This is a genomic window from Neptunicella sp. (assembly GCF_048268085.1).
Classification (GTDB): Bacteria; Pseudomonadota; Gammaproteobacteria; order Enterobacterales; family Alteromonadaceae; genus Neptunicella.
The window spans coordinates 58,652-73,175 of the sequence record NZ_JBLWWF010000019.1; the positions used below are offsets into that span (position 1 = coordinate 58,652).

At 42.3% G+C, this 14,524-nt stretch carries 16 protein-coding genes and 1 pseudogene; 13 read left to right on the top strand and 4 right to left on the bottom strand.

What is annotated here, in order from left to right:
• Nucleotides 1–33: 33 nt before the first annotated feature.
• From atpF to rluF, 8 genes and pseudogenes are all read left to right on the top strand, one after another.
• Nucleotides 34–504 (top strand): F0F1 ATP synthase subunit B, encoded by a 471-nt coding sequence (gene atpF, locus ACTD55_RS15005; RefSeq protein WP_438865152.1) that lies wholly within the window; start codon nucleotides 34–36, stop codon nucleotides 502–504.
• Nucleotides 505–518: 14 nt separating this feature from the next.
• Nucleotides 519–1,052, top strand: coding sequence for a F0F1 ATP synthase subunit delta (atpH, locus tag ACTD55_RS15010; protein WP_438865153.1), 534 nt, complete (start codon nucleotides 519–521; stop codon nucleotides 1,050–1,052).
• A gap of 13 nt (nucleotides 1,053–1,065) precedes the next feature.
• A complete protein-coding gene (atpA, locus tag ACTD55_RS15015) occupies nucleotides 1,066–2,607 on the top strand; it encodes a F0F1 ATP synthase subunit alpha (protein WP_438865154.1) in 1,542 nt (513 codons plus the stop codon).
• A gap of 48 nt (nucleotides 2,608–2,655) precedes the next feature.
• Entirely contained in the window at nucleotides 2,656–3,516 is an 861-nt protein-coding gene (gene atpG / locus ACTD55_RS15020) for a F0F1 ATP synthase subunit gamma (protein ID WP_438865155.1), read from the top strand.
• A 30-nt stretch (nucleotides 3,517–3,546) separates the two neighbouring features.
• A complete protein-coding gene (atpD, locus tag ACTD55_RS15025) occupies nucleotides 3,547–4,932 on the top strand; it encodes a F0F1 ATP synthase subunit beta (protein ID WP_438865156.1) in 1,386 nt (461 codons plus the stop codon).
• A 21-nt stretch (nucleotides 4,933–4,953) separates the two neighbouring features.
• On the top strand, nucleotides 4,954–5,370 hold the full coding sequence (locus ACTD55_RS15030; protein WP_438865157.1) for a F0F1 ATP synthase subunit epsilon: 417 nt from the start codon (nucleotides 4,954–4,956) through the stop codon (nucleotides 5,368–5,370).
• Between the two features lie 256 nt (nucleotides 5,371–5,626).
• Nucleotides 5,627–7,252 (top strand): methyl-accepting chemotaxis protein, encoded by a 1,626-nt coding sequence (locus ACTD55_RS15035; protein ID WP_438865158.1) that lies wholly within the window; start codon nucleotides 5,627–5,629, stop codon nucleotides 7,250–7,252.
• A 94-nt stretch (nucleotides 7,253–7,346) separates the two neighbouring features.
• Nucleotides 7,347–8,075: pseudogene (gene rluF, locus ACTD55_RS15040) on the top strand (23S rRNA pseudouridine(2604) synthase RluF); the annotation flags it as partial.
• Nucleotides 8,076–8,096: 21 nt separating this feature from the next.
• Here rluF and ACTD55_RS15045 read toward each other — a convergent pair.
• Complete coding sequence (locus ACTD55_RS15045; RefSeq protein WP_438865159.1) at nucleotides 8,097–8,657, bottom strand: tRNA-uridine aminocarboxypropyltransferase; 561 nt, start codon at nucleotides 8,655–8,657, stop codon at nucleotides 8,097–8,099.
• An 18-nt stretch (nucleotides 8,658–8,675) separates the two neighbouring features.
• On the opposite strand from ACTD55_RS15045, the gene ACTD55_RS15050 reads away from it, so the two are divergent.
• Both ACTD55_RS15050 and ACTD55_RS15055 read left to right on the top strand, forming a co-directional pair.
• The gene (locus tag ACTD55_RS15050) at nucleotides 8,676–9,014 is read left to right on the top strand and encodes an MGMT family protein (protein ID WP_438865160.1); all 339 of its coding nucleotides are present in this window, start codon (nucleotides 8,676–8,678) and stop codon (nucleotides 9,012–9,014) included.
• A 19-nt stretch (nucleotides 9,015–9,033) separates the two neighbouring features.
• Nucleotides 9,034–9,486, top strand: coding sequence for a nuclear transport factor 2 family protein (locus ACTD55_RS15055; protein ID WP_438865161.1), 453 nt, complete (start codon nucleotides 9,034–9,036; stop codon nucleotides 9,484–9,486).
• Here the strand turns inward: ACTD55_RS15055 and ACTD55_RS15060 are convergent.
• The 3 genes from ACTD55_RS15060 to ACTD55_RS15070 form a co-directional block, all read right to left on the bottom strand.
• The gene (locus ACTD55_RS15060) at nucleotides 9,470–10,180 is read right to left on the bottom strand and encodes a choice-of-anchor H family protein (RefSeq protein ID WP_438865162.1); all 711 of its coding nucleotides are present in this window, start codon (nucleotides 10,178–10,180) and stop codon (nucleotides 9,470–9,472) included. The two genes, ACTD55_RS15055 and ACTD55_RS15060, sit on opposite strands and share 17 nt — an antisense overlap.
• A gap of 80 nt (nucleotides 10,181–10,260) precedes the next feature.
• Nucleotides 10,261–11,574, bottom strand: coding sequence for a GGDEF domain-containing protein (locus tag ACTD55_RS15065; protein WP_438865163.1), 1,314 nt, complete (start codon nucleotides 11,572–11,574; stop codon nucleotides 10,261–10,263).
• Between the two features lie 342 nt (nucleotides 11,575–11,916).
• The gene (locus ACTD55_RS15070; RefSeq protein WP_438865164.1) at nucleotides 11,917–12,780 is read right to left on the bottom strand and encodes a YicC/YloC family endoribonuclease; all 864 of its coding nucleotides are present in this window, start codon (nucleotides 12,778–12,780) and stop codon (nucleotides 11,917–11,919) included.
• 131 nt (nucleotides 12,781–12,911) lie between these two features.
• On the opposite strand from ACTD55_RS15070, the gene rph reads away from it, so the two are divergent.
• The 3 genes from rph to tusA are packed head-to-tail and all read left to right on the top strand — an operon-like array spanning nucleotide 12,912 to nucleotide 14,517.
• Entirely contained in the window at nucleotides 12,912–13,625 is a 714-nt protein-coding gene (rph, locus tag ACTD55_RS15075; RefSeq protein WP_438865165.1) for a ribonuclease PH, read from the top strand.
• Nucleotides 13,626–13,634: 9 nt separating this feature from the next.
• Nucleotides 13,635–14,276, top strand: a complete 642-nt coding sequence (gene pyrE, locus ACTD55_RS15080; RefSeq protein ID WP_438865166.1) for an orotate phosphoribosyltransferase — start codon at nucleotides 13,635–13,637, stop codon at nucleotides 14,274–14,276.
• Nucleotides 14,266–14,517: a sulfurtransferase TusA gene (gene tusA / locus ACTD55_RS15085; protein WP_438865167.1), complete on the top strand. Its 252-nt coding sequence runs from the start codon at nucleotides 14,266–14,268 to the stop codon at nucleotides 14,515–14,517. Before pyrE ends, tusA begins: the two co-directional genes overlap by 11 nt.
• Nucleotides 14,518–14,524 lie beyond the last annotated feature (7 nt).

The window sequence follows — 14,524 nt, forward strand, 5'->3', positions numbered from 1 at the left end:
CCCACTACAACAACGAATTGAGGAGGAGCGGTTTTGAATATTAACGCCACTCTATTAGGTGAACTGATTGCATTCATCGTTTTCGTTTGGTTCTGCATGAAATATGTATGGCCACCGATTATTAGTGCAATCGAAGAACGCCAAAAGAAAATTGCCGATGGGTTGGCCGCTTCAGATCGTGCTGAAAAAGACTTGCAACTGGCTCAAGAAAAAGCCACTGCACAGTTGAAAGAAGCAAAATCACAAGCTGCTGACATTATCGAACAGGCTAAAAAACGGGCGTCTCAAATTATTGACGAAGAAACGCAACGTGGTCACCAGGAGCGTGAAAAAATCATTGCTCAAGGTCAGTCTGAAGTCGAAGCAGAAAGAAATCGTGCTCGTGAAGAATTACGTCAACAAGTAGCTGCTCTTGCAGTCACTGGTGCCGAAAGAATTCTGGGTCGTCAAATTGATGCTGCAGCACAAAGTGACATAGTTGAAAAACTTGTCGCTGAGTTATAGGGGAGTAAGAGCTTATGTCTGAAATGACAACCATTGCTCGCCCTTACGCAAAAGCAGCTTTTGAATATGCGGTCGAAAGCAAAGCCATTCAAGGTTGGCAGGAAATGTTAGCATTTTCTGCTCAAGTTGCTGTTAATGATCAGGTAAAACCATTACTTACCGGCTCAGTATCAGATGACAAATTGGCAGATATATTTGTCCAACTTTGTGGTGAACAGCTCGATCACAATGGCCAGAATTTTATTAAAGTTCTTGCGGAGAACAGACGTTTACCAGCATTGCCTGAAATCTTGGTATTGTTTAATGCTTACAAAGCAGAGTATGAAAAAGAAGTAGATGTTGATATCACTTCTGCTGTTGAGTTAGACGAAAAACAAAAGCAAGAAATCAGCGTGTCATTAGAAAAACGTCTGACACGAAAAGTTAAGCTGAATTGTAGCGTAGATCCTGTTTTGATCGCTGGCGTAGTAATTAAAGCCGGTGACACAGTTATCGACGGTTCTGTACGAAGCAAATTAAACCGTCTAGCAGACGCGTTACAAGCATAACGGGGAAATGAGGATGCAACTGAATTCCACTGAAATCGCCGAGCTGATCAAAAAAAGAATTGAACAGTTTGAGGTCGTAAGTGAAGCGCGTAATGAAGGTACTATTGTTGGTGTAACTGACGGTATCATTCGCATTCACGGTCTTGCAGATGTTATGCAAGGTGAAATGATAGAACTTCCAGGCAGTCGCTACGCCATTGCACTTAACCTTGAGCGAGACTCGGTTGGTGCAGTAGTGATGGGTCCCTATGCGGACTTGCAGGAAGGGGTAAAAGTAAAATCTACTGGTCGTATTTTAGAAGTACCAGTGGGTCGTAATCTATTAGGTCGTGTGGTTAACACACTAGGTGCACCTATTGATGGTAAAGGCGCGATTGAAGCTGACGGTTTTGAGCCGGTAGAAAAAATCGCACCGGGCGTAATCGAACGTCAATCTGTTGATCAGCCAATTCAGACGGGTTATAAGTCAATTGACTCAATGATCCCGGTTGGTCGTGGTCAGCGTGAGTTGATCATCGGTGACCGTCAAACCGGTAAAACCGCGTTAGCCATTGATGCCATCATCAACCAAAAAGGTACTGGCGTTAAGTGTGTGTATGTTGCTATCGGTCAGAAAGCATCAACTATCGCTAACGTAGTACGTAAACTGGAAGAACACGGTGCACTGGAAAATACCATTGTTGTTGCTGCAACGGCTTCAGAGTCGGCAGCATTACAATATTTGGCGCCATACTCTGGTTGTACTATGGGTGAATATTTCCGCGATCGCGGTGAAGATGCATTGATTGTTTATGATGATTTATCTAAACAAGCAGTTGCTTATCGCCAAGTATCACTATTATTGCGTCGTCCACCAGGTCGTGAAGCTTATCCTGGAGATGTTTTCTATCTTCACTCACGCTTGTTGGAGCGTGCTGCGCGCGTTAACGACATGTATGTTGAGCGTTACACTAAAGGTGAAGTGAAAGGTAAAACCGGTTCTTTAACCGCCTTACCTATCATCGAGACACAAGCCGGTGACGTTTCTGCATTCGTACCGACTAACGTTATCTCTATTACTGACGGTCAGATATTCCTGGAAACCGACTTGTTTAACGCGGGTATTCGTCCTGCCGTTAACGCGGGTATTTCGGTATCTCGTGTTGGTGGTGCAGCGCAAACTAAAATCATTAAAAAGCTAGGTGGTGGTATCCGTTTAGCATTAGCTCAATATCGCGAATTAGCGGCGTTTTCGCAGTTTGCTTCTGACTTGGATGAAGCGACTCGTGCTCAATTAGAGCATGGTCAACGTGTTACTGAGTTAATGAAACAAAAGCAATACGCCCCGCTATCTGTAGCTGATATGGCTGTTTCATTATTTGCTGTAGAAAAAGGCTTTTTGAAAGAAATCGAAATGAACAAAATTCTCGATTTTGAAGCCTCTTTACACTCATTTATGAATAGTGAATATGCTGAGTTAATGAGCACTATTAACAGTACCGGTAACTACAACGACAGTATTGAGTCGTCCTTGAAAGAAGCATTAGACAAATTCAAGGCAACCCAAACCTGGTAAATCAATGCGCGTAAGCGCATTGATTGTTGAGTAATCGAGGAGATAGTCATGGCCGGCGATAAAGAAATAAAAGGCAAGATCGGGAGTATCAAAAATACTCAAAAGATCACCAGCGCAATGGAAATGGTTGCTGCGTCCAAAATGAAAAAGGCGCAGGATCGTATGGCGAGCAGTCGTCCATACGCCGAAAACATGCGTAAAGTGATTGGACATCTTGCTAATGCCAACCTTGAATATCGCCATCCTTATCTGGATGAACGCGACGTAAAACGTGTCGGATATATTGTTATTTCGACTGACCGTGGACTTTGTGGTGGATTAAATTCCAACGAGTTTAAAGCGGTTGCTAAAGACGTTAAACAATGGCGAGACAAAGGAGTTGAAGTATCTTTTTCAGCTCTGGGTTCAAAATCTTGCGCGTTCTTCAACCGGTTTGGTGGTGAAGTGTTGGCGGCAGAATCAGGTATCGGTGATGCACCCAGTGTTAAAGATGTTATAGGTCTTGTGCATGTCATGCTAAGTGCTTATGACGAGGGTAAAATTGACCGCTTGTATCTGGTATTTAACCAATTCGTTAATACCATGTCACAAGAGCCTAAGATAGAGCAATTATTGCCTCTGCCGAAATCAGATGATGATAATTTGAAGCATCGTTGGGATTACATATTCGAGCCCGATCCTAAGCCTATTTTGGAAACATTATTGGTTCGTTATGTGGAATCTCAGGTGTATCAGGGAGTCGTTGAAAATGCAGCATCAGAACAAGCTGCGCGAATGGTTGCAATGAAAGCCGCTACCGATAATGCGGGTGACCTGATCGACGAATTACAACTGATATACAACAAAGCCCGTCAAGCAGCAATCACACAAGAAATCAGTGAGATTGTCAGTGGCGCAGCTGCGGTGTAGGCAAAGGTTTATAAATTATGAGGAAAGAACATGAGTCAAGGTAAGGTTGTCCAAATCATTGGCGCCGTTGTGGATATTGAATTTCCACAAGACATGGTTCCTAAAGTATATGACGCACTTCGCGTTACAGAAGGTAATTTGCAGGGGTTAACTCTGGAAGTTCAACAACAGCTTGGTGGCGGTGTTGTCCGTACCATTGCGATGGGTACGACTGACGGATTGCGTCGTGGTATTGCAGCAGAAAATACCGGTGAATCTATTACCGTTCCAGTGGGCAAAGCCACATTGGGTCGTATTATGGATGTATTGGGTAATCCCATTGATGAAGCTGGCCCTATTGGTGAAGAAGAGCGTATGTCTATTCACCGTGAAGCACCTACTTACGAAGAACAATCCAGTTCTGTTGAGTTGTTAGAAACCGGTATCAAGGTAATCGACCTGGTCTGCCCGTTTGCCAAGGGTGGTAAAGTTGGATTATTCGGTGGTGCGGGTGTAGGTAAAACCGTAAACATGATGGAGCTTATCCGTAACATCGCTATCGAACACAGTGGTTACTCTGTATTTGCTGGTGTAGGTGAGCGTACTCGTGAAGGTAACGATTTCTATCATGAAATGAACGATTCTAACGTACTGGATAAGGTATCGTTGGTTTACGGTCAAATGAATGAGCCACCAGGAAACCGTTTACGTGTTGCTTTGACCGGTTTGACCATGGCGGAAAAATTCCGTGACGAAGGTCGTGACGTATTATTCTTTGTAGATAACATCTATCGTTATACCTTGGCCGGTACCGAAGTTTCGGCTTTGTTAGGTCGTATGCCTTCTGCGGTAGGTTATCAGCCTACTCTTGCTGAAGAAATGGGTGTGCTACAAGAGCGTATTGCTTCAACCAAAACAGGTTCAATTACGTCAATTCAGGCGGTATACGTACCTGCGGATGACTTAACCGATCCGTCACCTGCAACAACCTTTGCTCACTTGGATGCAACAGTTGTATTGTCTCGTGATATCGCATCGTTAGGTATTTACCCGGCTGTAGATCCACTAGATTCAACCTCACGTCAGCTGGATCCGCTAGTCATCGGTCAAGAGCATTATGATTGTGCTCGTGGTGTACAAACGGTCTTGCAACGTTATAAAGAGTTAAAAGATATCATTGCTATTTTGGGTATGGATGAATTATCCGATGATGATAAATTAGTGGTGACTCGAGCTCGTAAGATCCAACGTTTCTTGTCTCAACCTTTCTTCGTTGCTGAAGTCTTTACCGGTTCACCAGGTAAATATGTATCGCTAAAAGATACAATTAGTGGCTTTAAAGGTATTTTGGGAGGAGAGTATGACGATCTGCCTGAGCAAGCTTTCTACATGGTTGGTTCTATTGAAGAAGCCATTGAAAAAGCCAAAGGCATGTAAACTGACCTTTAGGAGGGTTTGATGGCAGCTATGACAGTACATCTGGATGTAGTCAGCGCCGAGGATAAAGTATTCTCTGGTCGCGTAGAAACAATACAGATAACCGGGAGCGAAGGTGAACTGGGTATTTACCCTGGTCACGCTCCTCTGCTGACTACTCTTAAACCGGGTATGGTACGTTTGGTTAAACAACACGGTCACGAAGAAGTAATTTATATTGCTGGTGGTGTGCTGGAAGTTCAACCAGGTAACGTTACTGTATTAGCTGATGTGGCAGTTCGGGCTGAAGATTTAGACGAACAGGCAGCGGAAGAAGCCAAACGCCGCGCTGAACAACATATTGCTGATCCGGGTACCAATTTTGATTATGCAGAAGCCGCGGCTGAGCTATCGGCAGCCATTGCACAATTAAGATTGATTAAACAATTACGAAAGTAAATTAGTCTTGCTTAAAAACCCGCTTCGGCGGGTTTTTTTATGTCCTAAATAATGGCTAATGCCATGATCAAACTATTCTTATCTATGGACTAGAGAAAAATTATCTTCAGTCGATATAAAATTTAGCTAAAAATCATACAATTAAATGACATAGTCGAAAAAACTATCTATTTTAAAAGTTACATTGAGCGTTTAAACACCAATTGATCAAAACAAAAGATCAAAATCCTTACCATCTAGTATTGAGAATATTGTTATGTTGAATTCTTTTACGGTTAAGACTCGTTTGGCTTTGATGGCGGGTTTACCCGCTTTACTGTTTGTTGTTACTTTTATTTTCACATTGGGTGTATTGCGCTCGCTGAGTACAGGTATAGATAGTCTGTATTTAGATAGAATTGTACCTCTACAGCAACTTAAGCAGGTGTCTGATAGTTATGCGGTAAGTACGGTGGACTTATTACATAAATATAGAGCCAAAATTATAAACAAAACCGAGTTGTTTAAAAGTCTTGGTGATGCAGAGAAAATAGCCCAACAAAAATGGCAAGCCTATTTATCTACGGAACTTACCAGCAATGAATCCCGGTTAGTTAATCACGTTGAACAATATTTAACTCCGGTAGAACAGTTAATTGAGAAATATAAAGAAATGGCTAATCAAGGAACCTTGATTGGCATGTCTGACGAAGCATTTAATCACGAATTGTACCAAGCTTTTGATCCGCTAGGTGAGTCTTATAAAGAGTTAATTGATCTGCAATTGCATGAATCACAGTCGTTCAGAGATAAAGCTAATGACGATTACCAAACCACCCAAACAGTGCTTATTAGTGCCATTATCATTGTCTTAATCGGTATGCTTACGGTGGCATTTTTAATCTATCAATCGATCCATAAACCTTTATCCGGATTGCGTGACACCATTACTGAAATATCGACAACTACCGATCTAAGATTAAGAGCAAAAATTACCGGTAGTGATGAAATAGCAGAAACTGCAACCGGTTTTAACAATATGATAGATAGACTGCATGCATTGGTTGTTGATGTGACTGAGGCAACGGTTTCATTATCTGCCGCGGCTGAAGAAATGCATGCAATTAGTACCCAAGTTGCCAGTACAGCGACTGAACAAGAACACCAAAATGGGATGATAGCCACTGCTATTACCGAGATGAGCGCAGCTATTCAGGAAGTAGCAAATAATGCGCTGCAGACGTCACAACGAGCTTCTGAAGCTGATAAACAGGCCGAGTTAGGCCAAACAAAAGTAAAACAAAACATTCAATCAATCAGTGATTTATCAATAGTAGTGAATGAAAGCACCGATGTGATCCAGCAGTTGCATAATCAGGCCAACGAAATTAATCAGGTCGTTCAGCTTATTCAAAGTGTGGCTGAACAGACTAATTTGTTGGCGCTGAATGCCGCAATTGAAGCTGCTAGAGCGGGAGATTCAGGCCGAGGTTTCGCGGTGGTAGCCGACGAAGTCCGGCAACTTGCCCACAATACACAAAAAGCCACAGAATCCATTAGTGAAATGATCAGTAAGCTGCAAATTGCGGCTAAACAATCTGTTGATTCGATGAGCCGCGCACAGGATCGCGCTAACGATAGTGTCGGTCATGCAGAAGATTCATCTACGGTGCTGGCGGATATTATTCAGGCCATGTCTGAAATTGCGGATATGAATGCTCAAGTTTCTACCGCTACAGAAGAACAAACCATGGTAGCGAACGAAATTAGTGAAAACGTGAATGAGTTTAGTATCAGTATTGGCAGTGTCACGGAAAGCTCGCAACAAAATGCTCAAGCTAGTAGTGATTTAGCACTTTTAGCTGAAAAATTACAACAACAGGTAAGAGTCTTTAAAACCTAATTAACTCAGATTAATTAAACAGCATTAGTGAAATTTGGTTATGTGCGAAGGGATCAGTTAAGATCTCGGTATTACACTTCGTATATTGAAAGATATGACCGACGCTAAACGCCTGAATAAATACATTAGTGAAACTGGCTTCTGTTCCCGCCGCGAAGCGGACAAATATATTGAACAAGGACGGGTTAGAATCAATGGCCTAGTACCGGAATTAGGTACTAAAGTATTAGTTGATGATGTGGTTGAAATTGACGGAAAACCGCTTCAATCGAAACCTGAAGCCGTATTTATTGCGTACAACAAGCCAATAGGTATTACTTGTACAACGGAGCGCAAAGTTAAAGGCAATATTATTGATGCCATTAACTATCCTGAACGTATTTTCCCAATCGGTCGACTGGATAAACCATCTGAAGGTCTGATTTTTCTGACTAATGACGGGGATATTGTGAATAAAATCCTGCGTGCCGGTAATAATCATGAGAAGGAATATCAGGTTCAGGTAGATAAACCGCTAAACGACCAATTTGTAAAAAAAATGGCCGGCGGGTTACCCATTCTGGGTACCGTCACAAAGAAGTGTAAAGTGACACAAATCGCCAAGGATAAGTTTACTATCGTACTAACTCAGGGCTTAAATCGACAAATCCGCCGGATGTGCGAGTTTTTAGGCTACGATGTGATTAGATTAAAGCGGGTCAGGATTATGAATATTAATTTAAAAGGACTTAATCCGGGTAAATGGCGGCATTTATCTGCACAGGAAATGGTTAAAATAAAAGGCTCCGTGGCGGTATCGGGTAAAACTGAAGAACACTCAATTATTGCTTTTGATTAGTTAAGCTCAAAATCCCCTGCTCTGCCTTATTCTCAATAACTGTGTTAATGTAGCGTAGTTAGTCTTTTCAATTAAATTCAGGGCATACGAGCATGCCTCTAATGTGGAAAGACTATAGTCTAATTTGGTTTTGCGTTGGTAAATACTGTCAGGTGGGTTGGCAAAATGACAACTTGGCAGATTATGCAGCCAAGGATTTAATTGCCAGATTTTATACACTTTTTTCCATGTGCCATCGAGTAAAATTAAATTTCTAACCGGCTTTATTGAACAGTGGTGGGTTTCTAACTCAACACTATGCTCATTAGGGTATAACACGGCAAACTCGTCAGCTTGTTGTTCACAATGCAGTTTCATGTGCGCGAAATCAGCGGCCTTTTCGCCAATAACTACTTCACATTGGGTTAGTCCTAACGTTAATAATCTAACGGTATTTTTTGCTTGTTTGACTTCTGCGGGATGCTGTAAAACGATAATTTTGGTTTGATTATTGATTGGCTTAACGGCATCACAGACACAAACCGATTGAGGATAGTGGCAATTCGGACAATACTGGCGTTTTGACATTATGACTCTAATTTAAAAGTGAACGAACAGTATAAAAGAATTTGGCAAACGGTAGAAACGGTTCCTAAGGGTAAAGTCGCCAGTTACGGGCAAATAGCCGATTTGGCGGGGTTACCCGGCAGAGCGAGATTAGTCGGTAAGGCGCTGGGTAAAAATCCTGATGACAGGCCATTGCCTTGGTATCGCATTTTACGCTCTAATGGACAAATAGCCTTTCCTGCTGGCTCAAAACAAGCTGATATTCAAAAAGGATTACTACAGCAAGAAGATGTTGTTGTGATCAATAATCGCGTTAAGTTAAGTCAATATCAATGGCAGCCAGATTTGGCCGAAATGCTGTTTAAACTTGAATTTTAGCGATTTAAAGGACAATAGAATGAATAAGATTAAATTAATTATTTTCACCTTGGTTACATTCTTCTCGGTACCATTGTTTGCCAATACGGTGGAAGATGAGCTTAGCCAATTAATCGATCATTTCTTGCATGGCGCTACTTATAACAATGCCTCAGTACACGATAAATTTTGGGCAGACGAACTAGTATACACCAGTTCTAATGGTACCCGTTTCGGTAAGCAAGAGTTGATGGACGGGGTTATGGCTAGTGGACCCGTCGAAGCCAGTTCAGAATTAACGATTTACAGTGCTGAAGACATGCATATTTGGCAGCACGATAATATTGCCGTTGTCACATTTACCTTGGTAGGAACCACTGGCGAAGGTACGGGCCTTAAGATTAACAAATACTTAAATAGTGGTACTTTTGTAAAGCGGGACAATCGCTGGCAAGCGGTGAATTGGCAGGCAACCATTAAGGCTGCCGATTAGTCTTATAACGATAGCATGTCAGTAGCAATAACATCAGGCCGGTAACTACACCAATACCCCCACCATACTCCGTTGTTACGGTTACCTGGCCGCCTGAAGTATGTTCATGATTACGGCTTTCTAAGGGTAACAAATACAAATCTGCATCATCATAACCATCTAATGTTGCCACTAATTGATCAGTATCACTGTCATATAACTCAATCAGTAATTCATAATCATTGGCTGGAAAGCCTTCAAGTAAATCCGTTTCTACGATAAAACTATCCTGACTGTCTTCTCCGTCGATATGAAAACTGGAGGTTGTGTGGTATTCATAAAAATCCCCACCACTACTAAGATAAAGACGAGCATAAACATCAGCATGGGAGTAAATGGTATCGGCATCAAACTCGACGGTGATGGCATGGTAATAACCGTCATAATCCGTATCTTTTTCTAAAGTAGTCCAGGCGTCGTAAATCCAAAAATCTGAATCATCAATACTAGGTCGTGCTGCCAGTACTCTGGCCGCTTGGGTTTGAATGGATTGATTATTGCTGGACGATGGATCCTGCTGTGACGATTTACTTAATACCGCGCTCTGCTGAGAAAACTGTTTTTCAATTGAGCGGGTTTTCCATTGGGCATTCTCTGCCGCATGAGATAAAAAAGAACAGCTAACCAGTAACGTGGTAAAGAATAATTTTTTCATGAGATCATTCCTGTTATCAAGATGATCTCAGTGTGGCCATTATCAGGTGAACAAAAACTGAACTTAGTTTAACAGCCTGTTCAGTTTTTGGTGGTACTACAAATTACCCTATTACGCCCCTGTGCTTTAGCCTGATAAAGTGCTTTATCGGCATCATTAAACAGTGTTTTAAGATCTGCAGAGGTCATCGTTGCGACGCCAAAACTAGCGGTAATTGACCCCACTTTGGCTATTTCCATGTTAGCGATTTTTTCTCTTAGCAGCTCCGACACGACTTTGGCCTCGGTTAAACTGGTGTTAGCGCAAACCAGAATAAATTCTTCACCGCCCCAGCGTGCCAAAAAGTCAGTACGACGGATATTGGCACTCAATTTTTGAGCAACTTGCTGTAATACTTCATCACCCGTATCGTGACCGTAGGTGTCATTTAGTTGTTTAAAATGATCTATATCGATGAGAATAAATGAAAAAGGATGTCGATAGGTTTTCCAGTTATTCATCCCATCATAAAGTGCTTCTCGTATTCCCAGTCTATTGAGCAATCCAGTGAGCTGATCCGTTTTGGCTAAATCTTCAAACCTTTTATTCTTGAGATTAAGTAATTCATTAATCGATACCAGTTCATTTTGATAGCGTTGATTTCGTTTTAGCTCGATATTTAAAATAATAACGCGGTAAAGCAATATAGAGAAAATACATATAATCCAGATCAGGATAATTATTTTGTATAAAGCTGCTTGGGTAAGCCATGCCCCTTCCCATTCGATCCGTTCTAGTTGGATCTGGTGGGTACCCTGTCTGGTTTGAGAACCTGTTTGTACTTCGATAAATAATACGTCATCAAATTCTGGTTGAGACAGGGCCAATGGGATTCGGCGTGAGCTCAACCACCAGTCAGCGACATTAATGTTTTTCATATCAATGGTTAAGCCGTTTTCCAGTTGGTCAACGGGGACTTCAACGACGTTATATTTGGTCGAGGTAATATCACCCAATTTATAGTATTTAGGATTGCGGTTTCGCAGATAAATACGCAATGAATCGGCATCTCCGGTATAGGAAATCCACAACGTCATTTTATCGTAGTCACTCAAATCAAGACCGTGCGCATCCTGATCGACAATATCAAGCTGCATACTGCAATAGGGATTAATACTTTGGTTACGCAGCTGACATTGCCAAATTTGCTGTTCTTTATCGATCCACTTCACCTGGCTTTGGCCACCTTGTGACACATCGCTATATAGATGGGCTTCGTGCTGATTAGCAATTAGTGTTTTTTTAAACTTGATAAGATCATTAGGAATAAGTAGCAATACAACAGATAAACAAGCCAAAAATCCTAACACCAGTTCGATTAGGCTAATTTTGCTGTTTACTGGTTTATCGCTCATAAAACACACCATTTTTTGTAATTATGCTTAAACTGTAGTTCATTCTGTTTAAATAAAGAAAACAATATCAACAGGTTGGCTTATCGACTTGACCTAGACTACCTGTTTACAAGGTGTTAACAAACTACTTTTATCTAGAATAGAATTACTTTAAATCACTTTTTAAATTGTAATCGTTTAGGTGTTTGTAAGTAGGCAACAATAGCTCGTTTAAATAGGTACTTGGGCTATGCCTTTATGGTAATTCTGAAATAGTGGATTGCAGCGCTTACCTACAACGTTGGCTGGATGAAGGTTATAACTAGAACAATAAAAAGCCCTGAATTCAGGGCTTTTTTAGTGTTATTCAATATTCTGGATCTGCTCACGCATCTGTTCGATTAATACCTTTAATTCTACCGCTGATTGGGTAATATCATTGCGGATGGCTTTGGAGCCTAAGGTGTTAGATTCGCGATTGAATTCCTGCATCATAAAATCCAGCCTACGTCCGACTGCACCGCCTTTTTTTAGAATATTACGGGTTTCCTTGATGTGGCAATTGAGACGATCGAGTTCTTCTGCGACATCGATTTTTTGTGCCAGCATGACCATTTCTTGTTCCAGACGAGTCGCATCCAGCTCGATTTTGGCTTCTTCAAAACGGCTGGTAATTTTTTCACGCTGCCATTCAACAATCGTTGGCATTTGTTCGGCGACTTTGCCAGCTTCGACTTCAATACCATCTAATCGCTGTTCTATCATGGCTTTTAATGATTCACCCTCAGTGGCACGTGCAGTGATAAAATCTTTCAGGCACGCATCAAATGCGGCAATTAACTCGGCCTGAATATTGTCCATATCGGCTTCTTCGGCATTCATTACACCTGGCCAACGCAAAATATCCACTGGATTGACGCCGCCTGACTGACCGTGAGATTGCACCCAATCGGCCGCTGTCATTAATTGTTTGGCCAGATCATGATTCAAACTCAATTTACCCACAGCGGCATCATTGGCATTAAAACGTAAAGCACATTCCACCTTGCCTCGTTGCAACTGTTTGCGAAAACGTTCTCTCAACACCGGTTCCATACCGCGAAATTGTTCGGGTAAACGAAAATAGGTTTCCAGAAAACGCTGGTTAACCGAGCGGATTTCCCATACGGCAGTGCCCCACTCGGCTTTAAGTTCGTGTCGTGCGAAGGCAGTCATGCTGTATATCATGGGATTAGTTTCCGTTTAGTAAAAATGAGCTGTCAGTATACCAACTTGTTGAGCCAGCGCGAACATTTGCGGTTTTTTGCCTGACATAAAGCAGTTATAATCGTCGGCCATGCTTATCTAAAGGAAATACCATGCGCCCTAGCGGAAGAACTGCCAATCAAATACGTCCTGTTACCTTTACCCGCAATTTTACTTGCCATGCAGAAGGCTCTGTTCTGGTGGAATTTGGTAATACCAAAGTGTTGTGTAACGCTTCAGTCGAAGAAGGTGTGCCCCGTTTTATGAAAGGGCAAGGTAAAGGTTGGGTTACTGCCGAATACAGTATGCTTCCCCGCTCGACCCATACCCGCAGCGATCGAGAAGCTGCCCGTGGTAAACAAGGTGGCCGTACCCTGGAAATTCAGCGTTTAATCGCCCGTGCTTTGCGTGCAGCGGTTGATTTAAAACTGTTAGGCGAAAATACCATTATTGTTGATTGCGATGTGATTCAGGCTGATGGTGGTACACGCACCGCTTCTATTACCGGTGCCTGTGTGGCGTTAGTTGATGCCTTAACTTATATGCGCAGCAAGGGCATTATTAAAACCAATCCGCTTAAACATATGATCGCTGCGCTATCTGTAGGTGTTTATAAAGGCACACCCATTGCTGATCTTGAGTACTTGGAAGATTCCGCCGCAGAAACCGATATGAATGTGGTCATGACAGATACCGGTAAACTGATTGAAATTCAGGGTACTGCTGAAGAAGAGCCATTTAGCTTCGATGAAATGCAGGAAATGATGGAATTGGCAAAACACGGTCTGCGTGAAATCTTTGATTTGCAAAAATCGGCACTAAATTAAGGGGGATTGATGCAGGACTATCAACGCGAGTTTATCCAGTTTGCGGTTGAACGTGGAGTATTACGTTTTGGTCAATTTACATTAAAGTCCGGCCGTACCAGCCCATATTTTTTTAATGCCGGTTTGTTTAATACTGGTCGAGACTTGGCTCGCTTGGGGCAATATTATGCGGCCGCGTTGGTTAATGCCGGGATTGAGTATGATGTGTTATTTGGTCCCGCCTATAAAGGCATCCCTATCGCCACAACAACAGCGGTGGCGTTAGCCGACAAACACGACATTGATAAACCTTATTGTTTCAATCGCAAGGAAAAGAAAGATCATGGCGAAGGCGGTTCGTTGGTAGGCAGTCCATTACAAGGGCGTATTATGCTAGTGGATGATGTGATTACTGCCGGCACCGCAATTCGCGAATCCATGCAAATTATACAGGCGAATGAAGCTGAATTGGCTGGTGTTTTGATTGCATTGGATCGTCAGGAAAAAGGTAAGGGTGAATTATCCGCTATTCAGGAAGTAGAGCGGGATTTTAACACTCAAGTAGTGGCCATTGTTGGTTTAACGGATTTAATCGCTTATTTGCAAGAACAACCGGAAATGGTTGAGCACCTGCACAATATCGAGGCCTATCGAACCCAATATGGCATCTGATTGTTATTCTGACGCTGATCATCAGCTTGATGCACTGGGCTTACGTTGTCCGGAACCGGTAATGATGGTGCGTTTAGCCATCCGCAAGATGCAAGAGGGAGAAACCTTGGCTGTCGTAGCTGATGATCCCTCTACAACAAGGGACATTCCCAGTTTTTGCCGCTTTATGGATCATCAGTTAATCAGTAGCGATACGGCAGCTAAGCCTTATCGCTACTTGCTAAAAAAAGGTGCTGAGTAAAGGATTG